Source organism: Blastococcus sp. SYSU DS0973 (assembly GCF_054051055.1).
This window is the reverse complement of sequence record NZ_JBJHAN010000004.1, coordinates 20,189-46,674: the sequence shown is the minus strand read 5'-3', so window position 1 is coordinate 46,674 and position 26,486 is coordinate 20,189. Positions and strand designations below refer to the sequence as shown.

General features: G+C 74.6%; 24 protein-coding genes. 5 read left to right on the top strand and 19 right to left on the bottom strand.

Annotation, left to right across the window (positions count from 1 at the left end; genetic code table 11):
* Window positions 1–50: 50 nt before the first annotated feature.
* From ACI791_RS08790 to ACI791_RS08780, 3 genes are all read right to left on the bottom strand, one after another.
* The gene (locus tag ACI791_RS08790; protein ID WP_456585711.1) at window positions 51–1,430 is read right to left on the bottom strand and encodes a WS/DGAT/MGAT family O-acyltransferase; all 1,380 of its coding nucleotides are present in this window, start codon (window positions 1,428–1,430) and stop codon (window positions 51–53) included.
* Between the two features lie 63 nt (window positions 1,431–1,493).
* A complete protein-coding gene (locus ACI791_RS08785) occupies window positions 1,494–2,789 on the bottom strand; it encodes an AAA family ATPase (protein WP_456585710.1) in 1,296 nt (431 codons plus the stop codon).
* Window positions 2,789–3,574 (bottom strand): SAF domain-containing protein, encoded by a 786-nt coding sequence (locus ACI791_RS08780; RefSeq protein WP_456585709.1) that lies wholly within the window; start codon window positions 3,572–3,574, stop codon window positions 2,789–2,791. Before ACI791_RS08780 ends, ACI791_RS08785 begins: the two co-directional genes overlap by 1 nt.
* A gap of 200 nt (window positions 3,575–3,774) precedes the next feature.
* Between ACI791_RS08780 and ACI791_RS08775 the strand changes: the two genes are divergently transcribed.
* A complete protein-coding gene (locus tag ACI791_RS08775) occupies window positions 3,775–4,035 on the top strand; it encodes a helix-turn-helix domain-containing protein (protein ID WP_456585708.1) in 261 nt (86 codons plus the stop codon).
* A 4-nt stretch (window positions 4,036–4,039) separates the two neighbouring features.
* On the opposite strand, the gene ACI791_RS08770 is transcribed toward ACI791_RS08775, so the two are convergent.
* Window positions 4,040–4,609: a hypothetical protein gene (locus tag ACI791_RS08770; RefSeq protein WP_456585707.1), complete on the bottom strand. Its 570-nt coding sequence runs from the start codon at window positions 4,607–4,609 to the stop codon at window positions 4,040–4,042.
* 98 nt (window positions 4,610–4,707) lie between these two features.
* Here ACI791_RS08770 and ACI791_RS08765 point away from each other — a divergent pair, with 98 nt between their 5' ends.
* Both ACI791_RS08765 and ACI791_RS08760 read left to right on the top strand, forming a co-directional pair.
* Complete coding sequence (locus tag ACI791_RS08765; RefSeq protein ID WP_456585706.1) at window positions 4,708–5,439, top strand: LysM peptidoglycan-binding domain-containing protein; 732 nt, start codon at window positions 4,708–4,710, stop codon at window positions 5,437–5,439.
* A 41-nt stretch (window positions 5,440–5,480) separates the two neighbouring features.
* Window positions 5,481–6,023 carry an Rv3235 family protein gene (locus tag ACI791_RS08760; RefSeq protein ID WP_456585705.1) on the top strand — a complete coding sequence of 181 codons (543 nt, stop codon included), beginning with the start codon at window positions 5,481–5,483 and terminating at the stop codon, window positions 6,021–6,023.
* A 95-nt stretch (window positions 6,024–6,118) separates the two neighbouring features.
* Here the strand turns inward: ACI791_RS08760 and secA are convergent, their stop codons facing one another.
* Window positions 6,119–9,157 carry a preprotein translocase subunit SecA gene (gene secA, locus ACI791_RS08755; RefSeq protein ID WP_456585704.1) on the bottom strand — a complete coding sequence of 1,013 codons (3,039 nt, stop codon included), beginning with the start codon at window positions 9,155–9,157 and terminating at the stop codon, window positions 6,119–6,121.
* 145 nt (window positions 9,158–9,302) lie between these two features.
* Between secA and ACI791_RS08750 the strand changes: the two genes are divergently transcribed.
* Entirely contained in the window at window positions 9,303–9,695 is a 393-nt protein-coding gene (locus ACI791_RS08750) for a pyridoxamine 5'-phosphate oxidase family protein (RefSeq protein ID WP_456585703.1), read from the top strand.
* A gap of 194 nt (window positions 9,696–9,889) precedes the next feature.
* On the opposite strand, the gene hpf is transcribed toward ACI791_RS08750, so the two are convergent.
* The 14 genes from hpf to ACI791_RS08680 form a co-directional block, all read right to left on the bottom strand.
* Window positions 9,890–10,576 (bottom strand): ribosome hibernation-promoting factor, HPF/YfiA family, encoded by a 687-nt coding sequence (hpf, locus tag ACI791_RS08745; protein ID WP_456585702.1) that lies wholly within the window; start codon window positions 10,574–10,576, stop codon window positions 9,890–9,892.
* 40 nt (window positions 10,577–10,616) lie between these two features.
* A complete protein-coding gene (locus ACI791_RS08740) occupies window positions 10,617–11,405 on the bottom strand; it encodes a ComF family protein (protein WP_456585701.1) in 789 nt (262 codons plus the stop codon).
* A 102-nt stretch (window positions 11,406–11,507) separates the two neighbouring features.
* Window positions 11,508–13,238: an LpqB family beta-propeller domain-containing protein gene (locus ACI791_RS08735; RefSeq protein ID WP_456585700.1), complete on the bottom strand. Its 1,731-nt coding sequence runs from the start codon at window positions 13,236–13,238 to the stop codon at window positions 11,508–11,510.
* Window positions 13,235–14,959 (bottom strand): MtrAB system histidine kinase MtrB, encoded by a 1,725-nt coding sequence (mtrB, locus tag ACI791_RS08730; protein ID WP_456585699.1) that lies wholly within the window; start codon window positions 14,957–14,959, stop codon window positions 13,235–13,237. Before mtrB ends, ACI791_RS08735 begins: the two co-directional genes overlap by 4 nt.
* 55 nt (window positions 14,960–15,014) lie before the next feature.
* Window positions 15,015–15,731, bottom strand: coding sequence for an MtrAB system response regulator MtrA (mtrA, locus tag ACI791_RS08725; RefSeq protein ID WP_347057859.1), 717 nt, complete (start codon window positions 15,729–15,731; stop codon window positions 15,015–15,017).
* A 163-nt stretch (window positions 15,732–15,894) separates the two neighbouring features.
* A complete protein-coding gene (gene ahcY, locus ACI791_RS08720) occupies window positions 15,895–17,379 on the bottom strand; it encodes an adenosylhomocysteinase (RefSeq protein WP_456585698.1) in 1,485 nt (494 codons plus the stop codon).
* Between the two features lie 139 nt (window positions 17,380–17,518).
* The gene (locus ACI791_RS08715) at window positions 17,519–18,418 is read right to left on the bottom strand and encodes a GmrSD restriction endonuclease domain-containing protein (protein ID WP_456585697.1); all 900 of its coding nucleotides are present in this window, start codon (window positions 18,416–18,418) and stop codon (window positions 17,519–17,521) included.
* A gap of 89 nt (window positions 18,419–18,507) precedes the next feature.
* Entirely contained in the window at window positions 18,508–19,683 is a 1,176-nt protein-coding gene (manA, locus tag ACI791_RS08710) for a mannose-6-phosphate isomerase, class I (RefSeq protein ID WP_456585696.1), read from the bottom strand.
* 80 nt (window positions 19,684–19,763) lie between these two features.
* Window positions 19,764–21,527 carry a glycerol-3-phosphate dehydrogenase/oxidase gene (locus tag ACI791_RS08705; RefSeq protein WP_456585695.1) on the bottom strand — a complete coding sequence of 588 codons (1,764 nt, stop codon included), beginning with the start codon at window positions 21,525–21,527 and terminating at the stop codon, window positions 19,764–19,766.
* Between the two features lie 82 nt (window positions 21,528–21,609).
* Window positions 21,610–22,554, bottom strand: coding sequence for a DUF808 domain-containing protein (locus tag ACI791_RS08700; protein WP_456585694.1), 945 nt, complete (start codon window positions 22,552–22,554; stop codon window positions 21,610–21,612).
* Window positions 22,555–22,629: 75 nt separating this feature from the next.
* Window positions 22,630–23,775, bottom strand: coding sequence for an SIS domain-containing protein (locus ACI791_RS08695; protein WP_347057865.1), 1,146 nt, complete (start codon window positions 23,773–23,775; stop codon window positions 22,630–22,632).
* A complete protein-coding gene (locus ACI791_RS08690) occupies window positions 23,772–23,981 on the bottom strand; it encodes a Trm112 family protein (RefSeq protein WP_456585693.1) in 210 nt (69 codons plus the stop codon). Before ACI791_RS08690 ends, ACI791_RS08695 begins: the two co-directional genes overlap by 4 nt.
* Entirely contained in the window at window positions 23,978–25,357 is a 1,380-nt protein-coding gene (locus tag ACI791_RS08685) for a phosphomannomutase/phosphoglucomutase (protein WP_456585692.1), read from the bottom strand. Before ACI791_RS08685 ends, ACI791_RS08690 begins: the two co-directional genes overlap by 4 nt.
* 90 nt (window positions 25,358–25,447) lie before the next feature.
* On the bottom strand, window positions 25,448–25,798 hold the full coding sequence (locus ACI791_RS08680) for a DUF3499 domain-containing protein (protein ID WP_347057867.1): 351 nt from the start codon (window positions 25,796–25,798) through the stop codon (window positions 25,448–25,450).
* Window positions 25,799–26,018: 220 nt separating this feature from the next.
* Here ACI791_RS08680 and ACI791_RS08675 point away from each other — a divergent pair, with 220 nt between their 5' ends.
* Window positions 26,019–26,486 carry a metallopeptidase family protein gene (locus ACI791_RS08675; protein ID WP_347057868.1) on the top strand — a complete coding sequence of 156 codons (468 nt, stop codon included), beginning with the start codon at window positions 26,019–26,021 and terminating at the stop codon, window positions 26,484–26,486.

The following is a 26,486-nucleotide window of genomic DNA, read 5'->3' as shown; positions in this document are numbered from 1 at the left end:
CCTCCTTCGTCGATGGAAGGACGACCGTAGCCGCCCGCCCGGACGCCGGCTCAGACCGAGGTCTCGACCAGCTCCGCGACCTGCTGCTCGATGAGGTCCGCGAGCACCTCGACGTCGCCGACGCTGTCCCGGTCGGCGTTCAGGCCGAAGAAGACCCTGCCGTCGTAGGACGTCATGCCGATCGACAACCCCTGCCCCGCGGCCAGCGGCACCACCGGGAACACCTCGAGCATGCGGCCGCCGGCCGCGTACAGCGGCACCTGCGGGCCGGGCACGTTGGTGACCACGAGGTTGAACAGCCGCCGGGAGAGCCCCCGCGCGGCGCGGGCGCCGAGCGCGTGCAGCGTGGAGGGGGCGAACCCGCTGAGCGCGATGAGGCTGTCGGCGCCGACCGACTTCCCGTGCTGGGTGACCCCGCGCATGGCGTACGTGAGCCGAGCGAGCCGGACGCGCGGGTTGGGCTCGCCGACGGGCAGGTCCACCAGGTGGGAGGACACCTGGTTGCCGGCCGACCCGTCCTCGTCCTGCACCGACACCGGGACGAGGGCGCGCACCGACGTGCCCCCGACCACGGGCTCGCCGCGGGACAGCAGCCACTCCCGCAGCGCACCGGCGACGACGGTCAGCAGCACGTCGTTCACCGTCCCGCCGTGCGCCTTGCGCACCCGCTTGAGGTCGTCGAGGTCGGCGCAGGCGACCGCGACCCGGCGCTGCCGGCCGATGGGGGCGTTGAGCGGGCTGTGCGGAGCCGGGAGGATCGCCGAGCGCGCGGTCCGCACCAGCCCGCCGGCCACGCCGCCGATGCGCACGGCGGTGGCGCGGGCGTCGGTCACGGCCGAGCGCGCCAGCCCGACCAGTGACGACGGCCGCTGCCGGTACTCCTCGAGGGCCGACCACACCAGCTGCACGCCCGAGGGCGGCCGCCGCGGCCGCCACTCCGCCGGACCGGGTGCCGGCGCGTCCGGGGAGACGTCGAGCAGCACCTGGCCGATGTCGACGGCGCCGAGCCCGTCGACGAGGGCAGGGTGGGTCTTGGTGATCACCGCGACCCGGTTCCCGCTGAGCCCCTCGACCAGGTACGCCTCCCAGAGCGGGCGGGAGCGGTCCAGCGGCCGGGAGGTCAGCCGGGATACCAGGTCCAGCAGCTGCTCCTCCGTGCCCGGCCGGGGGAGCCCGGAGCGCCGCAGGTGGTAGTCGAGGGCGAAGTCCGGGTCGTCGACCCACACCGGATTCCCCAGATGGCCGGGGATCTCCGCGACCCGCTGCCGGTACCGCGGCACCAGGGACAGCCGCCCCTCGATCAGCGCCGCCAGCGCGTCCACACCGCCGGGAGGCTCCTCGAGGACCAGCACCCCGCCGACGTGCATGGGCGTGCCTGGTCCCTCCAGGTAGAGGAACGAGGCCTCCAGGGTGCTCAGCCGCTCGACCATCGTTCTCCTCACGGGCCGGGGCCTCACGCTACGACGGCGGGGGGATGTCGGACAGTCGGGCGCTCAGCCGGCCCGGCGGCTCCGCCAGGGCCCGCGCCGGCCGGCAGCGGGGACGCCGGCGCCGGCCAGCTCGGCAGCCAGGGTGCGCAGCTCCGTGCGCAGGGCCGAGCCCGGGGCGACCTCGGCGAGGGTGCGGCCGGCCGCCAGGGCGGCGTCGGTCGCCCGCCGGTCCGCCGGGAGGAACCACCGCGGCCGCCGGCCGGTGAAGCGCTCGAGCGCGTTCCCGACCTCCCGGCGCGGATCGCCGGGCACGGGCCCCCGGCGCAGCTGGTTGACCACCAGCTCGGGCTCCACCCCCGGGAGGACGTCGCGGAGCTGGTCCAGCGCACGCACGCACCGCTGGAGTGCCACGGGGTCGGCGCCGGAGACGCACAGCACGGTGTCGGCGTGCTCGAGCACGGCGAGGGTGGCGCCGTTGCGGCGCGGGGCGGCGGTGTCGAACGAGAGCTCCTCGTCGTCCTCCACGCTGAACGCGCAGTCGACCACGGTCAGCTCCGCTACCCGGCGGGCCTCCTCCAGCACCGTGCCGACCGCGCCCGACCGCAACTCGGGCCAGCGGTCCGCTCGAGCCGGACCGGTCAGCACCTGCAGCTGCGGGCGCACCGCCCACGCCAGCGCGACCAGCGACGGACCGTCCAGCACTCCGGCCGCCGCCTGCCGGGCCGCACCCGCGAGCCCGGGCGACTCGTCGAGCAGCCCCAGCACCTGAGCGACCACCCCGCCGTAGACGTCGGCGTCCACGAGCAGCGACGAGGTTCCCAGCCGGGCGGCCTCGTCGGCGAGCCCGACCGCGACGGTGGTGCGGCCGGGTGCACCGGTCGGGCCCCACACGGCCACCACCCGACCCCGGCCGCCGGTCGGCGGCTCGGGCTGGACCGGCGTCCCGGGCAGCGGCAGGGCCGCGCGCGGATCGGCGACGTCGTGGCCCGCGGCCGGGACGCCGGCTACGGCGTCGCGCAGCGCGCGGGCGATGACCTCCGGATCGGCGTCGGCCGGCAGCACATGGGCGACCCCGAGCTGGCGCAGCCGCAGCCCCGCCGGCTCGTCGCCTGGCTCGACCAGCCCCACGACCGCGACCCCGGCTGCGTGCAGCCGGGCCACGGCGTCTCCGTCGAGGCGGCGCAGCTCCGCGGACAGCAGGGCCGCCTGCCCGGTGCCGGTCGCCGCGGCGGCCAGCAGGTCGGAGACGTCGACGCAGCGACGGACGACGGCGACCCCGTGATCGTCCCGGTCCAGTGCGCCGACCAGTTCCGACTCCCAGCCAGCGCCGGTGACGGCGGTGAAGACCTGCAGCGTCATCAGCCGGCCGGTCCCGCCGGCGCGGGCACGCCCTCCGGTGCCGGCGCCAGCGTGGCGGTGGTCGTGGTCCGGGTCGGGGACACCGGCCGCTCCGCCGCGTCCGCTCCGGCGGCATGGGCGACGACCACGAGCGGCCGACCGGCGATGGATGCGAGCACGTCGGCCGCTTCGCCGGCAGCCACGCTGATCACGACCTGCACGGTCGTCGTCGGGGTGGACAGGACGCCGTCGGCTGCCCCCGACAGCGCCTGCACGGGAGCTGCGCCGACGACCAGGGTGACGCTGCCGACGGCGGCACCCGAGGCGCCGGCTGCGGGATCGGCCACGGCGTAGACGTCGACCACCTGTCCCCGCCGGAGCCCCGGCGGCACGTAGCCGGCCTGGACCGGCAGCGCCAGCTGCACCAGCTCCGACGGCTCCTCGAGCGCCGAGCGGGGCAGGAGCTCCCCGGCCCGCACGCCCCGGGCGAGCGTGCGCCCCTCCGGCCGGGTGCTCCCCGACAGATACGCCTCCGCCGTCCCGTCGAGGCGGACGTCGACCACCACGAGGTCGTCGGCGGTGATCTGCGTGCCGGCCGCGAGGTCGTCCGCGGCGCTCCAGACCGGCACCGTCGCGTCCGCGGCGCTCACCACCCGTGCGCCGAGCAGGACCGAGGCGAGGACGAGCAGGATGCCCAGCACCAGCCGCAGGTCCAGCCAGCCCGGGGCCCCGACCCGCCGCGGGGTGGGGCCGGCCGGCAGCTCGGTGGTCTCCGGGACGGTGCCCGGGTTGCGCACGGCGGTCACGCCACCTCATCTCTGCCAGCACGCCGGGCGCCGGGTTCGGCGCACCGGCCCGCGGTTGCGGACCGTTGCCGGCGTTCGGATGCAGATGATGCGACACGATGACGTCCTCGTGCATCGGTCATCCACACGTTCGTGTGTGGACAGCGCTCCGGACCACCGGCACGGCTGACAGACTGGTCCGCGAACGGAGGGAGACGCCGATGCCCACACCCCGCTTCCTGACCCTCGACGACGTCGCGGAGATCCTCAACGTCTCCTGGTCGCAGGCCTACGCGCTGGTCCGCCGCAAGGAGCTGATCGCCATCCAGATCGGTGGGCGCGGACAGTGGCGCATCGAGGTGGACGAGCTGGAGCGGTTCATCCAGCAGAAGTACGCCGAGGCCCGCGCCGGCGTCGTCCCACCGGAGCCCGCGCCGGCCGCCGGCGACGCGACGGCGGAGGCTTCCGAACAACGCGTCTGACCGTTCAGTCCCAGCCGGGCACGAGGGTCCGGACCACCGCCACGGCGTCGATGACCACCGCCTGCACCTGCCGCACCGCCGCCGGCCGGCGCGGCTGGTCCGCGTGGTGCTCGGCGAGCTCGACGTGGTCGGCGCCCACCCGGTCGATCGTGCCGGTCAGCACTGCGCCGTCGTCGAGCAGGACCTGGACGGCGCTGCGGTCGCGCGCGAGCCCGCGCAGCGCACGACGGAGGTCCAGCCGTGCCCGCACCGCGCCGTCCTCCCGCTCGGGCGCGGTCCACCGGCCCAGCCCGGCGACCGCTCGCACCGCGCCCATCGCCACGAGCTCCTCACGTCCACGTTCACCGGCGAGCAGCAGCCAGTCGACCCCGAGGTCGGTGAGCACGCCGCTGACGCGGCCCGCCCCTCGACAGGTCAGCACGAGCTCCGCCCCGATCGATCCGCCCAGGCGGTCGACCAGCCGGACCGCCCCCATCTCCGCGCGGGCGCGCGAGGCCCACTCCGCCCTCGACTCCGCCTCCGCCGCAGCCTCGAACTGCACCTGCAGGTCCGCGAAGAGCTGCTGCCACCGCATGCCCTCACCTCCGCCGACAGCGTAGATGCCAACGTTAGCTTGCGTTTGATCGCGTTTGATTGCTTTAGTGATCCTCCATAGACGCGGAGGAGGCATGGATGTCAGCACGACGCCTGGTCGGGACGGCGTTGGGCATGGCCGGCATCGCTGCTGCGCTGGCGGTGCTGACCCCCGCCCTGCCCGAGTCCTTCTCCGCCGTCGGGGCGGCCCAGCGCACGGCTGACGCAGCCGGCGCCGACGTCCTGGTCCTGCACGTCGTCGGGCTGCTGGCCTGGCTGGTGTGGGCCTGGGGGTCGCTCGGACTGCTGCTGACCGCGCTGTCCGCGGTACCGGGTGCGGCCGGCACGGTCGCCGACGGGGCCCTCGGGGCGCTGCTCCCACGCGGCGCCCGCCGGGCCGCCGCGCTCGCCCTGGGTATCGGCCTCGGGATCGCCCCACCCGCCCTGGGAGCGGCGGTGACCGTGCTCGCCGCGACGCCGGCCGCAGCCTCGGACGACGTCCCGCCCACCACCTCGGCGACGGGGAGCCCCGCACCCGACTGGCCGGTTCCCCCGTCGGCCACAGCGGCGACGGACGACGACCACCGCGACGGGGACGTCGTCCCCGACTGGCCCGACGTACCCGCGGCCGGCGAGCACGTCGTCGTCCGGGGCGACTGCCTCTGGGAGATCGCCGAGCGCCGCCTGGCGGCGGACTCCAGGCGCGCACCCTCCGCCGCCGAGGTGACCAGGGCCGTCCAGGCGTGGTGGGCGGCCAACGCCGACGTGATCGGGCCCGATCCCGACCGGCTGCTGCCCGGCCAGGTGCTGCGCCCTCCCCTCCAGCCGTGACCCACCTGTCCCCCCACCGACCGCCAGTACCGGGAGCCCCGATGACCGCACCGTCCCGCACCGTCGCGCCCGCCGGGCGCCCTGCCATCCGCCTCACCGTCGTCCCTACGCCGCAGCCGCCCCTGGGGCCGCGGCCGGCCCTGCGCCTGGTGGACCTCGGGCGGCCGATCCCCTCCGCGGTCCCGCGGCCCGGCCCGCGCCCGCGGCTGCTGTCGACCGCCACCCCCCGCGACGAGTTCGGGCCGGTCCTGTCGAGCCGGGCCGAGCTCCCGCTGGCAACCGAGGCGGCCCGGCGGCTCGTGACCACCGCGCTGGAGGCCCTGGTCGGGCGGCGGCCCCTCGCCCAGGTGCGCCCCCTCACCACGGCCGGGGTCTACGCGGCCCTGTCCGCCGGCCGCCGACCGCGGTGGTGCGCCGAGGGGAACGCCCCGCTGGTGATCGGCCGGGTGCGGGTGTGCGAGCCGGTGGACGGGGTCGCGGAGATCAGCGCCGTCGCCCACCGCGGCGGGCGCGCGCACGCCGTCGCGGCACGGTTGGAGGGCATCGACGGGCACTGGCGGTGCACGGCCCTGCAGATCGGCTGAGTCCCCGGGCACACCGGCCACGCAGCACGACGCCCCATCGACCGGTCGGTCGGCGGGGCGTCATCGCTCCGGCCCGGCTGCGGCCGGTCGATCCCTCAGCCGCCGCCAGCCGCGCCGTGGCACTGCTTGTACTTGCGGCCCGATCCGCACGGGCAGGGTGCGTTGCGCGGGGTCTCCTTGGTGCCGGAGACAGTCGCGGTCTTGGCGGCCTTCGCCCGTCCACCCTCGGCCGGGGAGGCGTCGAGGCTGGGCGCCGAGTAGGTCAGGTTCTCCTGGGGGCGCGGCTGATCGAGGCCCTTGACGGCGAGGGTCGAACCGGTGCCCGAGGAGGACGCCTCGTCGGCCGCGGACCCGTCCGCCGGGGCGGTCGCCGCCGGAGCAGCCGCCGGAGTGGTCGCCGCCGGAGCAGCCGCCGAGGCGGTCGCTGTCGGAGCAGCCGCCGGGGCAGCCGGGGACGCAGCCGGGGCCGCCGGGGGCGTCGACGAGCGGCGGGCCGTCGCGGCGGCCGCGGTGCCGGCAGCCGCCTTGGTCGCCGTCGCCTGACGGGCCAGCACCTTCGCCGTGCCGGCCTGGGCCGCGGCGAGCGCCTTGGCCTCGGCCTCGGCCTGCTTGGCCTTGGTCTCGGCCTCCTGCTCCTCCTTGGTCTTCACCTCGAGGTTGAACAGGAAGCCGACCGACTCCTCCTTGATGCCGTCGAGCATCGCCACGAACATGTCGTAGCCCTCGCGTTGGTACTCCACGACCGGGTCGCGGTTGGCCATCGCACGCAGGTGGATGCCGGCCCGCAGGTAGTCCATCTCGTAGAGGTGCTCGCGCCACTTGCGGTCCAGCACGCTCAGCAGCACCCGCCGCTCGAGCTCGCGCATGACCTCCGAGCCCAGCGCGGCCTCGCGCTCCTCGTAGGCGCGGCGCACGTCGTCGAGCATCGTCTGCTTGAGGTCCTCGGCGGAGAGGTCGGACTGCTCGCCGCCGGCCTTCTGCTCGATCAGCTCGTCGATGGTGAGACCGACCGGGTACAGGGCCTTGAGGCCGGTCCAGAGCTGGTCGAGGTCCCAGTCCTCGGCGTACCCGGTCTCGGTCGCACCGTCCACGTAGGCGCTGATGACGTCGTCGACCATCGTGGCGACCTGCTCGTGCAGGTCGGCGCCGTCGAGCACCCTGCGGCGCTCGTCGTAGATGACGGTGCGCTGCCGGTTGAGCACCTCGTCGTACTTGAGGACGTTCTTGCGGACCTCGAAGTTCTGCTGCTCGACCTGGGTCTGCGCCGAGAGGATCGCCCGGCTGACCATCTTCGACTCGATCGGCTGGTCGTCGGGCACTCGCAGCGTGTTCATCATCGACTCGAGCATCGGCCCGTTGAACCGGCGCATCAGGTCGTCCCCGAGGGAGAGGTAGAACCGCGACTCCCCCGGGTCGCCCTGCCGGCCGGAGCGGCCGCGCAGCTGGTTGTCGATCCGGCGGCTCTCGTGCCGCTCGGTGCCCAGCACGTACAGGCCGCCGGCCTCGGCGACCTCCTCGTGCTCCGCCTTGACCTGCGCCTTGGCCGCCTCGAGCGCCTCGTCCCAGGCAGCCTCGTACTCCTCCGGGGTCTCCGTCGGCGTCAGGCCCCGGGCGCGCAGCACCTCGTCGGCGATGAACTCGGCGTTGCCGCCGAGCTGGATGTCGGTGCCGCGGCCGGCCATGTTGGTGGCGACGGTGACCGCCCCCGGCCGGCCGGCCCGGGCGATGATCGACGCCTCCCGGGCGTGGTTCTTGGCGTTGAGCACCTCGTGCGGGATGCCCCGCCGGAGCAGGTACTTGGCCAGCACCTCGGACTTCTCGACGCTCGCCGTGCCCACCAGCACCGGCTGGCCGGCCTCGTGCCGCTCGGCGATGTCGTCGACGACGGCGTCGAACTTCGCCTTCTCCGTCTTGTAGATGACGTCGGATCTGTCCTGCCGGACCATCGGCCGGTTGGTCGGGATCGGCACGACACCCAGCGAGTAGGTCTGGTTGAGCTCCGCCGCCTCGGTCTGGGCGGTCCCGGTCATCCCCGAGAGCTTGTCGTAGAGCCGGAAGTAGTTCTGGAGGGTGATCGTGGCGAGCGTCTGGTTCTCGTCCTTGATCTTCACCTTCTCCTTGGCCTCGATGGCCTGGTGCATGCCCTCGTTGTAGCGGCGGCCGGCCAGCACGCGGCCGGTGAACTCGTCGACGATCAGCACCTCGCCGTTGCTGACGATGTACTGCTGGTCCTTCTTGAACAGCTCCTTGGCCTTGAGGGCGTTGTTCAGGTAGCTGATCAGCGGTGTGTTGGCCGCCTCGTAGAGGTTGTCGATGCCGAGCTGGTCCTCGACGAACTCCACGCCCTCCTCGGTGACGGCGACGGTGCGCTTGTCCTCCTCCACCTCGTAGTGGACGTCGCGCTTCATCATCGGCACCAGCCGGGCGAACTCCCCGTACCACTTGGCGCTGGTCTCGGCCGGGCCACTGATGATCAACGGGGTGCGGGCCTCGTCGATGAGGATGGAGTCGACCTCGTCCACGATCGCGTAGTGGTGCCCGCGCTGCACGAGGTCGGCCTTGCTCCACGCCATGTTGTCGCGCAGGTAGTCGAAGCCGAACTCGTTGTTCGTGCCGTAGGTGATGTCGGCGGCGTACTGCTCGCGCCGCACCGAGGGCGCCTGCCCGGACAGGATCGTGCCGACCGACAACCCCATGAACCGGTGCACCCGGCCCATCCACTCGGCGTCGCGCTTGGCCAGGTAGTCGTTGACCGTGACGACGTGCACGCCCTCGCCGGTCAGCGCGTTGAGGTAGGCCGGCAGGACGCCGGTCAGCGTCTTGCCCTCACCGGTGCGCATCTCGGCGATGTTGCCCAGGTGCAGGGCGGCCCCGCCCATGAGCTGGACGCGGAAGTGGCGCTGCCCGAGGGTCCGGGTGGCCGCCTCGCGGACCACCGCGAAGGCCTCCGGGAGCAGGGCGTCGAGGGACTCCCCGTCGGCGTACCGTGCCTTGAACTCATCGGTCTTCGCGCGGAGCTCCGCGTCGGAGAGGTCCGTGTAGTCGTCGGCGAGCGACTCGACCGCATCAGCGATTCTGCCCAGCCGTCGGACGAGCTTGCCCTCACCGGCACGGAGGATCTTCGAGAACACCACGCCCCCAGCGTAGGCGGCGACGCCAGCACGGTGGTCCGCGACGCGGAGGCACCTCCCCCGACGCCCCGGAGGGGCCGCTGCGCGCTCCGGGTACCGGTGGGATCGCGCCGGGTGCACCGTCCGGCGTCCGGCCTAACCTGCACCCGTGCCGCACGACCTGGACGACCTCGGCCCCGGCCTGCTCACCTTCCTCACCGAGCGCCACCTGGCGACGCTGACCACGCTACGGCGCGACGGCACCCCGCACGTCGTACCGGTGGGCGTCACCTACGACGCCGCGACGAGGACGGCGCGGGTGATCACCTCCGGTGGCTCCGCGAAGGCGCGCCACGTGCGGGACGGGCAGGGCCGCGTCGCCGTCTGCCAGGTCGACGGCCGGCGCTGGGTCACCCTGGAGGGAACGGCGGTGGTGCGGGAGGACGCCGCCTCGGTCGCCGACGCCGTCGCGCGCTACGCGGCCCGGTACCGCCAGCCCCGGGAGAACCCGGCGCGGGTGGTCCTCGCGATCACGGTCGACCGCATCCTCGGCAACGCATGAGCATCGGGCGGTGACGCTCGACCTCGCCGCCGTGGACCTGACCGCCGAGACCGTGCACACCGACCGGCTCGTGCGGCGCGGTCCTGTTCGGCGGGGTCGCCGCGGGCCGACCCGGCGGTCGGGCGGGGGTGCGGGCGGCCGCACCCCCGCGGGGGGGCGGGCGGGGGGGGGGGCGCCCGCCCCCCCCCCCGCGGTCAGACGCCGGCCGAGGTGGCCGCCGGCTGCCCGGCCGGTGCGGCGCCGTCCGGGGACACGGGGGCGAGCCGGATCAGCCCGTAGTCGTAGGCGTGCCGGCGGTAGACCACGGTCGGCACGCCGGTGTCGGCGCACTGGAACAGGAAGAAGTCATGGCCGACCAGCTCCATCTCGTGGAGGGCCTGGTCGACGGTCATGGGCGTCGCGGGATGGTGCTTCTCCCGCACCACCCGCCCGGGCAGGTGCTCGTCCAGGTCGGTGACGTGCGGCCCGGAGGCGAGCTCGCGGTCGAGCTCGAGCTGCTGCTCGATGCTCAGCTCGGGATGCCCTGCGTCCAGCGCCGCGCCGGTCAGGCGGACGCTGTCGGGGGTCCGGCGACCGTGGTGCACCCGGCGGCGGTCGGCCGCCCGGCGCAGCCGGTTGTCCAGCTTCGCCGACGCCAGGTCGAGGGCGGCGTAGAAGTCGGGGCCGGCCGCCTCGGCGCGGACGACGGGCCCCTTGCCGCGGAGGGTGATCTCCACCCGCTGGCAGCTGGCCGCCTGCCTGGGGTTCTTCTCGTGGAACAGCTCCACGTCGATGCGGGAGAGCTTGGCGTCGAACCGTTCCAGCTGACCGACCTTGTCCTCGACGTGCTGTCGGTAGTGCTCAGGCACCTCGACGTTGCGACCACGGACCACGATCTCCATGAGACCTCCCGGTTGGAGCGGGGATTGGGTCGCTTCGACGCTAGTCGCTCCTCCCGGGGTCCGACAGTCGATCGAGGTCGTGCGGGAGGACGGCCCCGGACCGGTACGCGCCCGGGCCGCTCGGGCCGCGGACCGGGCCTCCCGGCTCCCGGGGAGTGGCCGCCACGACCGCCGCGACGACCGGGGGCGCGGCCGGGCCGGTGCCGGCGGCGAGCACCGCCGCCGCCTCGGTGAGAGTGGCGCCTGTGGTCACCACGTCGTCGACCAGGACCAGCAGCGCAGCCGCCGGCTCGCGGCCGGGGTCGAGCGCGAACGTGCCGGCGAGGTTCGCCCGCCGCTCGGCGACGGTGAGCCCCGCCGAGTCACGGATCCGGCCCCGGCGCCGCAGCGCCCGGCGCTCGGCGGCGATCACGCCGACGGCGCGCAGCTCGGCCACCGCCCGCGCGGTCAGCTCCCGCACGTGGTCCCGGCCACGGGCGCGGACGGCGGCGGGCGAGGCGGGCACCGGCACCAGCAGCACCGGCGGCTCGCCGCCGACCCCCAGGCGGACGGCGGCGACGGCGAGCGCGAGCGCGGTCCCCAGCGGCGCGGCCAGCTCCGCCCGCCCCTGCTCCTTGAAGGCGTTGACCACCGGACGGACCGGCCCGGCGTAGGCGCCGGCCGCGACGGTCGGCGGAAAGCCGTGCGGAAAGCGCCGGGGCTGCGCGAGCCGTGGTGCGGCGAGCAACCGGGCGCAGCCGGTGCACAGCACCGGTCCGGGCACTCCGCAGCCCGCGCAGGTGCGGGGCAGCACCAGGTCGGCGAGCGCCGCCAGCACCGGGAGGACCACCCCGCCAGCCTCCCGCCCCTACGCCTGCGCCGACACTGCACGCGGAGACCTGTGGACGTGGTCCTCCCGGGCCCCCCGCCTGTGGGCCACGACCCGTTTTGCTCAGAGCGGGTAGAACGGCGCCGTCCCCGGCAGCGGCTCGGCGCCGCGGACCAGGGTGACCCAGGTGCCTCCGGCCAGCTGCCAGACGGTGTCACCGGCGCTCACCAGCGCCTCGCGCAGCGGCGCGACGCCCAGCGAGGTCGGCTGGCTGGGCAGGCCGGACGTCGGCACGAGGGCCAGCCCCCAGCCGTCGACCCCGACCGAGTACGGAACGATGCGGTCCTCCCCCTCGTCCCCGGCCAGGACCAGCAGGTCGCCGCTGTCCCGCCAGCCCACGTCGATGACGCCGGCCAGCGTCGGGGCCACGTTCCGCAGGTCGCGCAGCACCACGGCGCCGTCGTCGGAGCGGACCACGGTGCCCACGTGCAACCGCCGACCCTGCGGCCCGTCGACCACGACCGCGGCCCGGACGCCGTCCGGCGAGAGCTGCAGCACCTCGGCCCGGCCCAGACCGGCGAGGGTGGGGGCGGCGACCGGCTGCGGCGGCCCCCCGGCCGGCACGCGGACGATCTCGGCGCCGTCGCGCACCATCCAGGCCTCGGTGCGGGTGGCCGCGACGGTGGGGGCGCTCAGCGTGCGGGCGCTCAGCACCGGGGCGAGCTCCCCGCCGTAGGGACCGGCGAGCAGCGTGGCGCCGTCCGGGTCGGTGCGCACGCCGGCCAGGAAGGAGAGCCGACCGCTGGCCGCATCGGCGGCGATCGCCGCGCTGCTGAGCCCGTAGACCCCCGTGCCCGCCGGGCCCGGGGCGGGTTCGCCGGCGGCGACCGTCCGCAGGGCCCCCGCCTCGATGTAGTGCCCGACCCCGTCGACCGGCACGGCGTCCGGGTCGAAGGAGGCCCAGTGCTCGACGGTCTGCTGCACCGGCACCCCACCCGGGGTCACCGGCTCACCGTCGAGCAGCACGACCACGTTGCTGATCCGCGGCTGGTCCAGCTGCGTCAGGTTCCACACCAGCTGCGCGCAGATCTCGGCCAGCAGCGGTGAGGGCTCGGCCGGCAGGCCGGTGAGCTCCACGGTCGCCGTCTGGCCGTCGACGACGACCGCGCGGGCCAGTTGCACCCCGCTGAGCGGGTTGCGGACGCCGGCCGCCAGCGGAGCCGACGGGCCGGTGATCAGCCGCTCGACCAGCGCCGTGGGCTGGGACCCGCCCCGGATGAAGTACCTCGGGTCCGGGACGACGCGCTGCGCCGTCCAGTCGAGGAAGTACGCCGAGACGCCGTCGTAGAGCCGGCGGAAGTCCGGCTCCAGCATGATCAGGCCGTCGGGCGGGTCGCTGATCCGCCACTCGCCGTCGACCTGCTGCAGGCTGAACGTACGGGTGAACAGCCCCCGGTCGGCCACGGTGAACACGCCGCGCGGATCGACCGTCCCGATCAGGTTGGCGGTCACCGTGACGGCACCGGCGTCGGTGGTCACCACGGCGAAGTCGGTGCCGATGACGCTGATCCCGCTCTCGTCGGTCCAGCTCTCGGCCGGCTCGGGCGCGAGGTACTGGCGGGCGACCGGGTGCCGGCGGACCGCGCTGGCCGCGGCGTCGATGAAGCCGCGCACGATCTCCTCGGCACTGGCACCGGCCTCCGGTGGCAGTGGCTCGATGCCGACCGCCTCCGCCACCCGGGCCGGCGCCTGGGTGATCTCGACGACCGGGGAGCTCGACGGCACCGTGGAGCACGAGGCCAGGGGCAGCACGGCCGCGAGCACCGCCACGGCGAGCGACCTGCCCCGGCTCACCGCGGCACCCCTGGCCGACGCAGCTTGACCGGCCGCAGCGGGAGCGGCGAGCTGGTCAGGTCCGCGCCCGCCACCAGCGGCAGGGTGAGCCGGAACTGCGCGCCGGCGCCGGGCTGGCCCCAGACCTGCAACCACCCGCCGTGCAGGCGGGCGTCCTCGAGGCTGATCGACAGGCCCAGCCCGCTGCCGCCGACCGTGCGCACCCGGGAGGGGTCCGCCCGCCAGAACCGGTCGAACACGTGCTGGGCCTCGCCGGAGCTGAGGCCCACCCCGTGGTCGCGGACGGTGACCGCCGCAGCGGAGCGGTTGGCCGCCAGGGTGATCTCCACCGGGTGCCCCGAGCCGTGCTCGATCGCGTTGCCGACGAGGTTGCGCAGGATCCGCTCGACCCGGCGGGCGTCGACCTCGGCCAGCACCGCGTCGACCGGACGGGTCACCTGCAGCTCGCAGTCGTGCCGCTGGGCGAGCGAGGTCATCCCGTCGACGACGCGGCCGACCAGCGCCCCCATGTCGGTCGGCGCCGAGTCCAGCACGGCCGCGCCGGCGTCGTACCGGCTGATCTCCAGCAGGTCGGTCAGCAGGGCCTCGAACCGGTCGAGCTCGGCCCGCAGCAGCTCCGCGGAGCGGGCGACGTGGGCGGGGAAGTCGCCCCGCGCCTCGTGCAGCACCTCGGCGGCCATCTGCACGGTGGTCAGCGGGGTGCGCAACTCGTGGGAGACGTCGGAGGTGAACCGCTGCTGCAGCTGGGAGAGCCCCTCCAGCTGGGTGATCTGGCGCTGCAGGCTGTCGGCCATCGCGTTGAAGCTCGTCGCCAGCCGCGCCAGGTCGTCCTCGCCCCGGACCGCCATGCGCTCCTCGAGCTGTCCCTCGGCCAGCCGCTGCGCCGTGCCGGCCGCCTGCCGCACCGGGTCCACCACGAGCCGGGTGACCAGCACGCCGATGCCGACGACGAGGAGTGTGAGGGCGACGCCGCTGATCACCACGGTGCTGCGGATGAGCGAGAGGCTCTCCTGCTCCTGCTGGAGCGGAAAGACGTAGTACAGCTCGATCCGGTCGGGGCCGGTGGCGTCTCCGGTGACCGGCGCCCCCACCAGCAGGCTCGGCCGGGGCTCGCCGGAGGCGCCCGGGACCATGTCGTACTTGGAGGCCTGGCTGCCGGCGTCGACGGCGGCCCGCAGGTCCTGGGGCAGCGCCGTGTACAGCGGGCGGCGGTTGCTGGCCGTCCGGTCCCGGTCGCCGGTGCGGTAGACCATCACGACGTCGAAGTCACCGGCCGCGCCACCCCGGTCGAGCAGCTGGTTCACGGTGCGGGCCAGGGTGGTCCGGACGCTGGCCGCGTCGCCGGTGGCGATGCCGGCCACCTCGCTCTGGGCGTACACGACGCCGGCCTGCACCTGGTCGATGGCGGCCTGACGCTTCACGTCCAGGAGCTGGTCGCGGATCTGGCTGAACAGCACCATGCTCACGATGAGCACGACCGTGCCGGCCAGCAGCATGGTGATCGCGCCGATGCGCACCTGCAGCGACGACCGCCAGGTGTGCACGCCCCGGGTGGCCAGCTGCCGGAGGGTGACGCGCGCCCGTCGGCGGGCCCGTCCGGCGCGCCGGCGCAGGCCGCTGCGCGCCCGCACGAACCGGTCGCCCGCGCGGGGACCGCGACCGGTCTTCCCCGAGCGCTGCGGGGACCCGGCGTCCGTCTGTGGGCTCCGGGTGGCGGTCACCGCCCCAGTGTCACCCGGCCGGCGCCCGGTCCCGTTCCTCCGCGCCCGGTGCCGCTCACGGGGGACCCGCCTTGTAGCCCACCCCGCGCACGGTCAGGACGACCTCGGGCTTTTCGGCGTCGCGCTCGACCTTGGCCCGGAGGCGCTGCACGTGCACGTTGACCAGGCGGGTGTCGGCGGCGTGCCGGTAGCCCCAGACCTGCTCGAGCAGCAGCTCGCGGGTAAAGACCTGCCGCGGCTTGCGGGCCAGCGCCACGAGCAGGTCGAACTCCAGCGGCGTGAGCGCGATGGGCACGCCGTCCCGGGTGACCTGGTGCGCGGGCACGTCGATCTGCACGTCGCCGATGCTGAGGTTCTCCGCCTGCCCGGTCTCACCCCGACGCAGCTGGGCGCGAACGCGGGCCACCAGCTCGACGGGCTTGAACGGCTTGGTGACGTAGTCGTCGGCGCCGGCCTCCAGGCCCTGGACGACGTCGATCGTGTCGCCCTTGGCGGTGAGCATGACGATCGGCACGGTCGACTGCGTCCGGATGTCCTGGCAGATCTGCAGACCGTTGCGGCCGGGCAGCATCAGGTCCAGCAGGACCAGGTCGGGCCGGGTCTGCTGGAAGACGCCGACGGCGCGGTTGCCGTCGGAGACGAACGCCGGCTCGTACCCCTCGCGTCGCAGCACGATGCCGAGCATCTCGGCGAGGGCGGCGTCGTCGTCGACGACCAGGACACGGCCGCGGCTGGGTCCGTTCTGCGGAGCGGTAGGGGACACGGCGACCATTCTGCGCGACGGACCGCCCACAGCGCTCCGCCCCGCCCGAGAGGACCCCCGGGCGGGGCGGAACAGGTGCCGTGCTGATCAGGTCGCAGGTGACCCCGCTGGAGCGGCCCGCCTGCGGGGTCCCGCCCTGAGCGTGCGAAGGGTGGGGGGCAGGCGGGTCCCCTCAGTAGCGGTAGTGGTCGCTCTTGTAGGGACCCTCGACCGGGACGCCGATGTAGTCGGCCTGCACCTTGGTCAGCTCGGTGAGCTTCACGCCCAGCGCGCCGAGGTGCAGCCGCGCCACGTGCTCGTCGAGCTTCTTCGGCAGCACCGTGACGCCGGGGGTCCGCCCCTCGTAGGCGGCGCGGTTGTTCCACAGCTCGATCTGGGCGAGGACCTGGTTGGAGAACGAGGCGCTCATGACGAAGCTGGGGTGCCCGGTGGCGTTGCCGAGGTTCAGCAGCCGGCCCTCGGAGAGCACGATGATCGTGTGGCCGTCGGCGAACCGCCACTCGTCGACCTGCGGCTTGATCGTCGTCCGCTGGATGCCCGGGGTGCGGGCCAGGCCGGCCATGTCGATCTCGTTGTCGAAGTGCCCGATGTTGCCGATGATCGCCTGGTGCTTGGTCGAGGCGAGCTGCTCGGCCGAGATGATGTCCTTGTTGCCGGTGGCGGTGATGATGATGTCGGCCTTGCCGATGACCTCGTCCAGCGTGGTCACCTCGTAGCCGTGCATCGCCGCCTGGAGGGCGTTGATCGGGTCGATCTCGGTGATGATCACGCGGGCGCCCTGGCCGCGGAGGGACTCCGCGCAGCCCTTGCCGACGTCGCCGTATCCGCAGACGACGGCGACCTTGCCACCGATCATGACGTCGGTGGCGCGGTTGATGCCGTCGATCAGCGAGTGCCGGCAGCCGTAGAGGTTGTCGAACTTGCTCTTGGTCACCGAGTCGTTGACGTTGATCGCCGGGAAGAGCAGCCGGCCCTCACGGGCGAGCTCGTACAGCCGCATGACGCCCGTGGTCGTCTCCTCGGTGACGCCGGCGATGCCCTCGCCGATGCGGGTCCAGTACCCGCCGTCCTGGGCGAGCGTGCCGCGCAGCACGTCGAGGATCACGCCGTACTCCTCGGAGTCGGCCTCGGTGGTGTCGGGGACGACGCCGTCGGCCTCGAACCGGGTGCCCAGGTGGATCAGCAGGGTGGCGTCACCGCCGTCGTCGAGCAGCATGTTCGGGCCGACGACCGCGCCGGAGGAGTCACGGAACTCGAACAGCCGCTGGGTGCACCACCAGTACTCCTCCAGCGTCTCGCCCTTCCAGGCGAAGACGGGGACGCCGGCGGGCTGCTCGGGGGTACCGTCGCCGACGACGATCGCCGCGGCGGCGTGGTCCTGGGTGGAGAAGATGTTGCAGCTCACCCAGCGGACGTCGGCGCCCAGCGCCGTCAGCGTCTCGATGAGGACGGCGGTCTGCACCGTCATGTGCAGCGAGCCGGCGATGCGGGCGCCGGCCAGCGGCTGCTCGTCGCCGTACTCGGCGCGCAGCGCCATGAGGCCGGGCATCTCGTGCTCGGCGAGCTGGATCTCCTTGCGGCCGAAGCCGTACAGGGAGAGGTCGGCGACCTTGAAGTCGGCGTCGGTCAGCGTGCGGGTGCCAGTGCTGGCGGTCATGTCGCTCCAGTGTCCGCGCCCGGCCGTGAGCAGCCGGGCGCTACGGGGTCGTCGAGGAGAGCGAGCATGCCGAGGCTTCGGCGGGGCTCGTGCCGCCCTCCAGGATAGGGCGAGGCTGCCACGCATCCCACCCGTCGGCTCAGCGCTCGCAACCCACCCCGTCGCCGTCGCCGTCGAACGACGGACGCCAGCCCGGATCTCCGACCCGGATCGGGGCGGCTCCCCCGGCGCGGACGGCGGCGCAATCGGCGTAGAAGACCCCGCCCGCAGCAGCCGGCCCGGCGCCCGGGGCGGTCGTGACCGCCCCGGGCAACGGCTCGTCGGGGCAGGTGGCCAGCACGGTGGCCATGGCGTTCCGCTCCGCCTGGGTCACCCAGAGCCCGTAGCCGGCCTTCACCGCCACCTGCCGGGCGACGTACGCGCAGCGGTACGAGGTCGCCGGCGGCAGCCAGGTGGCGGCGTCGCCGGCGCCCTTCTGCATGTTCAGCGGACCGTCGACGGCCAGGAGGTTCAGCGGGTCGTTGGCGAAGGCGGTCCTCGTCGCGGCGTCCCACTGCTGGGCGCCCTTCTGCCAGGCGTCGGACAGCGCGACGACGTGGTCGATCTGCACGTCGTCGCTGGTGTCCTGGCCGCGCTGGAAGGCGATCGTCCGGCCGGAGTACGGATCGGCGAGCGTGCCGCTGAGAACCACGCAGTCCTGCGTGCCCGGCACGAACGTCTCGCCGGTGAGGTCACGGGCCAGGACGTCGTTGCGGGTGTCGCATCCGTTGCGGTCGGTGTCCACCCAGCCGGCGCCGAAGCGGTCGCGGTCGTAGCCGGTCCGGGCCGCACGCCCCTTCACCGCCAGCCCGTCCAGCGCGGCCGGCGCCGGGCCGGTCAGCGCCGCGGTGCCGTCGGTGCCGGACCCCCCGGTGGCCGCGGTCCCGTCGCCGCTCCCGGGGACGTCGACGGTGTCGCATCCGCCGCTCAGCGCCGCCGCGAGGCCGACGGCCAGGACGACGGCGAGCCGGCGCGGCCGGGATCCGGGGCGGACCTGCACGGAACTCCCCTCCCAGCCGGATCTGCGGACGCCCCGACGCTAGGCCGGTGGGTCGCCGGCCCTGCGGTGCAACGCCGGGGGGCGGGAGGTCAGCCGACGTTCGTCGTCGCCCGGTAGAGGACGGCGGGGCCGCGGGCGGTGACCGGTGCCCCGGCCGGGACGAACGCGGAGCGCCCCTTCTCCAGGGTCAGCTCGCCGTCGACCGAGGCGAGGACGGCCGCTCCCTCGGTGCAGAAGATCAGCTGCGGGCCACGGGTGGTCAGCGTGCCCGCCTGCTCGTCGAGCTGGCAGCGGGTGAGGTCGAAGTCCGTGACCGGCACGGGGTAGCGCAGGCCGCCGGGGCCCAGCACCGGGTGGAGCACCGGCACCCGGCCGTCGCTGAAGTCCAACACCTCGATCAGCGCCGCCAGGTCGACGTGCTTGGCCGTCAGGCCCCCGCGGAGCACGTTGTCCGAGCTGGCCATCACCTCCACCCCCGCGCCCGACAGGTAGGCGTGCAGGTTCCCCGCGGGGAGGAACACCGCCTCCCCCGGCGACAGCTTCAGGTGGTTGCACATCAACGAGATGACCACGCCCGGGTCGCCTGGGTAGGACTCGGCGAGGGTGGCCGCCCAGCGGTAGGTGTTGATGAACTCCGGGTCGTGCGCGGCGACGAAGGTGGCCGCCTTGGTCGCCACCACCTCCACCAGCTGCGTGCGCCGCTTGCCCGACAGCGCAAGCAGCTGCGGGATCGCGGCCCGCAGTCCACCGCGTGCCAGGGCGGCGATCGTGGGCTTGAGCTCGGGCACCTGCAGCTTGGCCAGGCAGTGCAGCGACTCCTCCACCGGCCGGAACCCGCAGAGGGCCTCGAACGTGGTCAGCGCGAGCAGCAGCTCCGGCTTGTGGAAGGGGTCCTTGAACGTGCGCGTCGGGTCGTCGTGCGGGATGCCGGCGGCCTCCTCGGCGGCGTAGCCGACCCGGGCCTGCTCCATCGTGGGGTGCGCCTGCAGCGACAGCGGGGTGTCCGCCGCGAGCACCTTCATCAGGAACGGCAGCCGGGGGCCGAAGCGCTCGAGCACCGCAGCGCCGAGCAGCGCCTCGGGATCCTCGGTGATCGCCTTGTCCAGCGGACGGCCGTCGGCGAGCGTGCTGGGCCCGTCCGGGTGCGCCCCGACCCACAGCTCCGCGTGCGGCCGGTCGGCGGGCACGGGCTCGCCCAGGAGTTCGGGGATGACGGTTCGGCTACCCCAGGGGTAGTACCGCACGCCGTTGCTGAGCTGCCACATCGTAGGGGCAGGTTACGTCGTCCACCCGGGATCGGGTACGCGCCGTCACCCCGCGGGGGAGGGTGCGTATGCCGGCGCGCTCAGACCGCGGCGCGCACGTCCGGCGCCCCGACGCGGGCCGCGTCCGCGGTCCGGTCGTCGGGCATGCGCTGCGACTCGCGCTCGGCGTCGACCCGGGCCGCGTAGTGGGTGACCTCCCGGGCGGTGCGCTCCTCGTCCCAGCCGAGGACGCCGGCCATCAGGGCCGCCGCCTCCGGAGCCGACTCGACCCCGCGGTGCGGCGTCTCGATGGAGATCCGCGTGCGCCGGGTGAGCACGTCGTCGAGGTGCAGCGCCCCCTCGGCCGCCACCGCGTGCACCACCTCCGCGGCGAGGTGGCCGGGGGAACCGGCCAGCGGACGGCCCAGCGCCGGATCGCTCCGCACCAGGTCGAGCACCGCCGTCACCTGGTCGCCGTGGCGCTGCAGCAGACGCGCGACGGCGTCCTCCGGGACCCCGTGCGCGGCGCCCAGCTCGCCCGCGCGGCCCCGCACGCCGGCCCAGCCGCGCGCGCCGACCAGCGGCAGCTCGGCAGTGCGCGAGCGCGGCGCACCCGGCAGCCGCTCGACGGCGGCGTCGACGGCGTCGGCGGCCATCACCCGGTACGTCGTGTACTTCCCGCCGGCCACGAGCACCAGGCCGGGTACCGGGGTGACGACGGCGTGCTCGCGGGAGAGCCGGCTGGTGTCGTCGGACTCGCCCGCCAGCAGGGGCCGCAGGCCGGCGTACACCCCGACGACGTCGTCGGCCGAGAGCGGACGGGTCAGCACCCGGTTGACCTGGTCGAGCAGGTAGTCGATGTCGGCGCTGCTCGCGGCCGGGTGGTCGCGGTCGAGCCGCCAAGGCGTGTCGGTGGTGCCGACGATCCAGTCGTCGTGCCACGGGATCACGAACAGCACGCTGGTGGGCGTGCGCAGGATCAGCCCGTGGGGCCCGATCTCGCCGCCGTCGATCGCCGCGCGGGGCACCACCAGGTGCACCCCCTTGGAGGCCCGCACCTTCAGGCTCGGCGCCGATGCGCCGAGCATCTCCCCCACGTCGTCGCTCCACACCCCGGTCGCGGCGATGACGCTGCGGGCGCGGACGGTGAACGAGGTGCCGTCGGTCAGGTCGGCCACCCGGACGCCGACGACCGGCGCGTCCGCAGCGTCACCGTCGCGCAGCAGGCCGACGACCCGGGCGCTGGAGAGCACGTGGGCGCCGTAGCCCGCCGCCGTCCGGACGACGGCGAGGGTGTGCCGGGCGTCGTCGACCTGGGCGTCCCAGTAGCGGATCGCTCCCCGGACGACGTCGCCGCGCAGCGCCGGGAACGCCTCCAGCGTGGCCCGCCGGGACAGGTGACGGTGTCGCGGCATCGCCCGCCCGCCCGTCTCCCGGTGGCGCGCGAAGGCGGCACCGAGCACGTCGTAGAGCGCGACACCCGCCCCGTAGTAGACCCGCTGCCAGGCCGGCGCGGTCAGCGGCAGGAGGAAGGGCAGCGGCCGCACCAGGTGCGGCGCGATCGTGGAGACCAGCCGGGCCCGCTCCTTGAGCGCCTCGCGCACCAGCGGGAAGGCCAGCTGCTCCAGGTACCGCAGCCCGCCGTGGATGAGCTTGCTCGACCGGCTGGAGGTGCCGGCCGCCCAGTCCCGGGCCTCCAGCAGCCCCACCGACAGGCCGCGGCTGGCGGCGTCCAGCGCGGCCCCGGCGCCGGTCACCCCGCCGCCGATGACCAGCACGTCGACGACACCGTCGGCCAGCCGGGCGCGGTCGGCCCGCCGCCGCTCCGGTGACAGCACGGTGCGATCGGTCCTCCCCTGCTCCATGCCCCCACTGTCCCCCACCGACGCGGCCCCGTCCCGAGGCTCGCGCCGAGCGTGCGGGGCGTGAGGAGGACGGGGTCCTCTTTCAGTGCGCCGCGGCTCCCGCCTTCTTCCGGTGCACCGTCAGGTTCATCACCAGCACGACCAGCGCCCCGACCAGGAGGCCGAGCAGCGCGCTGGCCAGCGTGTTGACCAGCCAGCCCACGACCCCGCCGAGGGCGCCGGAGGCCTCGTGCGCGGCCTCCTCCAGGTGGTGCACCACGCCGTACAGGCCGTGCCAGCCCAGCTCGTCGGTGCCCACCAGGATGATGTGCCCGCCGACCCACAGCATCGCCGCGGTGCCGATGACGGTGAGGGCGGACAGCAGCTTCGGCATGCCCTTCACCAGGCCGCGACCGAACGCGGCCACGCCCTTCCCGGCGCGCTGGGACAGGCTCAGCCCGACGTCGTCCATCTTCACGATGACGCCGACGACGCCGTACACCAGCACGGTGATCCCGAGCGCGACCACCGCCAGGATGACCGCCCGGGACACGAAGCTCTCACTGGCGACCTCGTTGAGGCTGATGACCATGATCTCGGCGGACAGGATGAAGTCGGTGCGCACCGCCCCGGTGACGAGGGTCTTCTCGTCCGGGAGCGCCTCCTCCACCGATGCGTGGGTCTCGGCGTGGCCGCTGATCCGGTGCCAGATCTTCTCGGCGCCCTCATAGCAGAGGTAGGCGCCACCGAGCATCAGGATCGGGGTGAGGAGGAACGGCAGGAACTGGCTGAGCAGCAGGATCGCCGGGAGGATGATCAGCAGCTTGTTCCGGAGCGAGCCCAGGGCGATCTTCCGGATGATCGGCAGCTCGCGGTCGGCGTTCAGCCCGTGCACGTACTGCGGCGTGACGGCGGTGTCGTCGACGACGACGCCGGCGGCCTTGATGCTGGCCCGCCCGGCAGCGGCGCCGATGTCGTCGATCGAGGCGGCGGCCGCACGCGCCAGCACGGCCACGTCGTCGAGCAGGGCTACGAGTCCACCCGCCAAGGGAAGTCCTTCCGGTCGGTCAGCACCGGCGTGCTGTCGCAATGATGGTGGACCGTCCTCGCCCGGCGCGCGCCCTCACGGACGGGACGCCCGCTCGGAGTCCAGCGCCAGCGCCAGGTAGACGGCGCTGAAGTCGGCGAGGGCGAACTGCCGCGCCAGCCGCGGCAGGCGCGCGTAGCGCTCCGGGTCGCCGTGCTCGGCCAGTCCGCTGACCGGCACGTTGTGGGCGGCGGCGGTCCGCAGCACCTGCTGCATCGCCTCCTCCGCCGAGCGCGGCTCCCGCTCCCCCGCGCCGTCGTGCGCACCGGCGTCGCTGTCCCGGATGGTGAGCAGCCGCAGCCGGCGCCCGGCGTCGTCGGCGCGGTCGCGGAAGAAGTCGTCGGCGCCGTCCTGCGGCGCCAGTGGCCCGCCGAGGACGGCGCACGCCGCGACCCGCTGGTCGGGCAGCCGGAAGCCGGTGACCGGCAGCCCCGCCAGGGTGGCCAACTGGTCGGCCACGCGGGTCGCCGCCGCACCGGCCAGCGGACCCTCCGCGGCGATCACGGGCAGGGCGTCGAGCAGCTCGAGCGCGAGCGTCTTCGCCGGGTTGACGAACGACTCGCGGGCCGGCCCGCACTCCGCGGCCACCTCGTCGAGCGCGGCCGCCACCGCATCGGTGTCGGCCACGCCCTCGGCCACCAACCCGAGGTCGGTGGCCAGCCGCAGCATCGGGGTGAGCAGCGACCAGAGCGCGGTGTGCCGCACACGGGTGCGGGGCAGTGCGACGTAGGGCGCCCGGGCGGTGGAGCAGGCGGCGCGCAGCGGTGCGTCGTCGGCGCCGATGCCCACCAGGGAGACCCCCCGGCGGGCGGCCTCGTAGGCCGGGGCGACCGCGTACGCCCCCGCACCGGTGCGCGTGACGACGACCGCGATGTCGCTCGGGCCGGTCCAGACGGGCAGCGCGGGGCCCGGGACGACGTCGACGGTGACCGGGCTGGAGGGCCCCAGCAGGGCGCTCAGCACCGACGCGGCGACGGCGCCCTCCCGCCGGGCCACGATCACCAGCCCGCGGGGCCGGCCACCCTCGGTGACCCGGCCGAGGCCGGCCTCGTCGGTCAGCCGCGCGGTCTCCCGCACCTGCGCACCCGCGCCGGCCACCGCCGGCAGCAGCCCGCGCGGGTCCCGCGCGCGCAGCAGCTCGAGGTCGTCGAGGACCTCCTCGGCGAACTCGGGCGAGGTCATGACGAGCGGCGCCGTGCCTCGTCCAGGAGCAGCACGGGGATGCCGTCGCGGACGGGGAAGGCCCGGTCGCAGGTACCGCAGACCAGCTCGCCGGCCGCCTCGTCGACGGTCAGCGGCGTGTGGTGGGTGTCGGGGCAGGCGAGGATCGACAGGAGATCCGGGTCCAGGCCCAGCGGGCCGCCGGGAAGGCTCTGCGGTGCGGTCACTTCTGCTCCTGTTCGGCGCGCACGGTGCGGAGCACCTGGTCGCGCAGCTCGGTCATGCGCGCCACGTCCGGCGCCTCGACGTTGAGCCGCAGCAGCGGCTCGGTGTTGCTGGCCCGCAGGTTGAACCACGCGCCGTCGGGCAGCTCGACGGTCAGCCCGTCGAGCTCGTCGACGGTGACGCCCTCCTGCTCCTCGAAGATCCCGCGCACCGCGGCCGTCCGCTCCGCGGCGTCGGCCACGGTGGAGTTGATCTCGCCGGAGGCGGCGTAGCGCGAGTAGGCGGCGGTCAGCTCCGACAGCGACCGCCCCTGCTCGCCCAAGGCGGCGAGGACGTGCATGGCCGCGAGCATGCCCGTGTCGGCCCGCCAGAAATCGCGGAAGTAGTAGTGCGCCGAGTGCTCGCCGCCGAACACGGCATCGGTACGCGCCATCTCGGCCTTGATGAACGAGTGCCCGACGCGGGTGCGCACCGGCTGCCCGCCGTGCTCGCGGACGATCTCCGGAACGGCGCGGGAGGTGATCAGGTTGTGGATGATCGTCGTCCCGCGGCCCTTGGCGAGCTCGCGGACCGCCACCAGGGCGGTGATCGCCGAGGGGCTGACCGGCTCGCCGCGCTCGTCGACCACGAAGACCCGGTCGGCGTCCCCGTCGAACGCCAGGCCGATGTCGGCGCCGTGCTCGACGACGGCCCGCTGCAGGTCGACCAGGTTGGCCGGGTCCAGCGGGTTGGCCTCGTGGTTGGGGAACGAGCCGTCGAGCTCGAAGTACATGGGCACGACGTCCAGCGGCAGGCCGGCCAGGACCACGGGCACCGTGTGCCCGCCCATGCCGTTGCCCGCGTCGACGACGACCTTCAGCGACCGGATCGTGCTGAGGTCGACCAGCGAGCGCAGGTGGGCGGCGTACTCGGCCAGCACGTCCCGGGCGCTCACCGTGCCGACGCGGTCGGGCACCCGCTCGTAGGCGTCCCGCTCGGCCCACTCGCGGATGGTGCCCAGCCCCGAGTCCTGACCGATGGGGGCGGCCCCCGCCCGGCACATCTTGATGCCGTTGTACTGCGCGGGGTTGTGGCTTGCCGTGAACATCGCGCCGGGCATGCCGAGCGAACCGGCGGCGAAGTACAGCAGGTCGGTCGATCCGAGGCCGGCCTCCACGACGTCGACGCCCCGGGCGATGGCGCCCTCGGCGAAGGCGCGGGCGAGCGGGACGGACGACTCGCGCATGTCGTGCGCGGTGACCACGGCGGTCGCGCCGCTGTCGGAGAGCACGAACTCGGCGAACGCCGCGCCGATCGCCCGGGCGACGTCCTCGTCCCACTGGTCGGGGACGACCCCGCGGACGTCGTAGGCCTTGATCAGCGAGGAGAGGTCACGCACGAGGCGACACTACTGGGCGCCGGAGTGCCGTCGGCCCCGCTGCAGGGACCCGCCGCGAGCGTGCGAGCGGCGGGGGGCAGCGGGGTCCTTTCAGGGCAGGTCGGGGAGGACGCGCAGGTGCCCGCGGCGGATGCCCCTGCCGTCGTCGGCCGGGTCGCGCACCGACTCCGGCCGGGCGGCCTCGCGGACGGCGTCGGCCAGCGCGAGCAGGTCGTCCCCGGTCGGGCCGACGTCGTCGATGTCGATCTCGTGCCGGACGACCTCCCAGCCGCGCGGGACGGTCAGCCGTTCCGCGTGGAACTCGCACAGGTCGTAGCTGTGCGGCTCGGAGAACGTCGCCAACGGGCCCACGACAGCGGTCGACTCCGCGTAGACGTAGGTCAGGGTCGCCGCTGCCGGTTGCGCGCAGCCGCTGCGCGAGCAGCGCCGTGACTGCCTCACCACCGGTTCCTCACGCAAGGCACAGTAAACCCGCCCGGCGGTGCGCGACAGCAGGCACACCGGCAACCCGCCTGTGACGCACCATCCTGCACGATGACCCCGTGGGCATCGTCACCGGTGGGACGCGGGTTCGGGGCGGGCGCGGCGCGACCCGGGAGAGAGTCCGGCGAGCCGTTCGGGCGCCCGGCGAGTCGCTCGCCGCCGTACTCTTCGACCCGTCATGAGCCGCCCTCCCCGCCGCCGCGCCCGTTCCCGCCGCGACCGTCACGGCCGCGGCCTGCGGGGTCGCCTGGTGCCCGCGCAGGTACCCCTCGCGCGCAGCCGCGCCGAGCAGTTCGACGACCTGGTCCTCGACGCGGTCGAGGACCTCGAACGCCGCTGGGAGCGCGAGTTGGCCGGTGTGGAGTTCGCCGTCGAGGACGTGCCCTGGGTCGAGCACACCGATCCCGACGAGGCGGTGCTCGACTCCGACGTGCTCGACGACGCCGGCGTCCCGCTGGCCCGCCTGCTGCCCGCCCACCGGGAGCAGGGGCAGGACGTCCCCCCGCGGATCGTCGTCTACCGGCGACCGCTGGAGCTGCGCGCGCACGACCGGGACGACCTCGCCGACCTCGTGCGCGACGTGGTGGTCGACCAGGTGGCCACCCTCCTCGGCCGCGACCCCGAGGAGATCGACCCCACCGGCTGA

What these genes read in the sequence shown, in the direction of transcription:
- ACI791_RS08790 (WP_456585711.1), bottom strand. Translation starts at nt 1,430, where the DNA reads ATGGTCGAGCGGCTGAGCACCCTGGAGGCCTCGTTCCTCTACCTGGAG.
- ACI791_RS08785 (WP_456585710.1), bottom strand. Translation starts at nt 2,789, where the DNA reads ATGACGCTGCAGGTCTTCACCGCCGTCACCGGCGCTGGCTGGGAGTCG.
- ACI791_RS08775 (WP_456585708.1), top strand. Translation starts at nt 3,775, where the DNA reads ATGCCCACACCCCGCTTCCTGACCCTCGACGACGTCGCGGAGATCCTC.
- ACI791_RS08770 (WP_456585707.1), bottom strand. Translation starts at nt 4,609, where the DNA reads ATGCGGTGGCAGCAGCTCTTCGCGGACCTGCAGGTGCAGTTCGAGGCT.
- ACI791_RS08765 (WP_456585706.1), top strand. Translation starts at nt 4,708, where the DNA reads ATGTCAGCACGACGCCTGGTCGGGACGGCGTTGGGCATGGCCGGCATC.
- ACI791_RS08760 (WP_456585705.1), top strand. Translation starts at nt 5,481, where the DNA reads ATGACCGCACCGTCCCGCACCGTCGCGCCCGCCGGGCGCCCTGCCATC.
- hpf (WP_456585702.1), bottom strand. Translation starts at nt 10,576, where the DNA reads ATGGAGATCGTGGTCCGTGGTCGCAACGTCGAGGTGCCTGAGCACTAC.
- mtrA (WP_347057859.1), bottom strand. Translation starts at nt 15,731, where the DNA reads ATGGTCGCCGTGTCCCCTACCGCTCCGCAGAACGGACCCAGCCGCGGC.
- ahcY (WP_456585698.1), bottom strand. Translation starts at nt 17,379, where the DNA reads ATGACCGCCAGCACTGGCACCCGCACGCTGACCGACGCCGACTTCAAG.
- manA (WP_456585696.1), bottom strand. Translation starts at nt 19,683, where the DNA reads ATGTGGCAGCTCAGCAACGGCGTGCGGTACTACCCCTGGGGTAGCCGA.
- ACI791_RS08705 (WP_456585695.1), bottom strand. Translation starts at nt 21,527, where the DNA reads ATGGAGCAGGGGAGGACCGATCGCACCGTGCTGTCACCGGAGCGGCGG.
- ACI791_RS08695 (WP_347057865.1), bottom strand. Translation starts at nt 23,775, where the DNA reads ATGACCTCGCCCGAGTTCGCCGAGGAGGTCCTCGACGACCTCGAGCTG.
- ACI791_RS08675 (WP_347057868.1), top strand. Translation starts at nt 26,019, where the DNA reads ATGAGCCGCCCTCCCCGCCGCCGCGCCCGTTCCCGCCGCGACCGTCAC.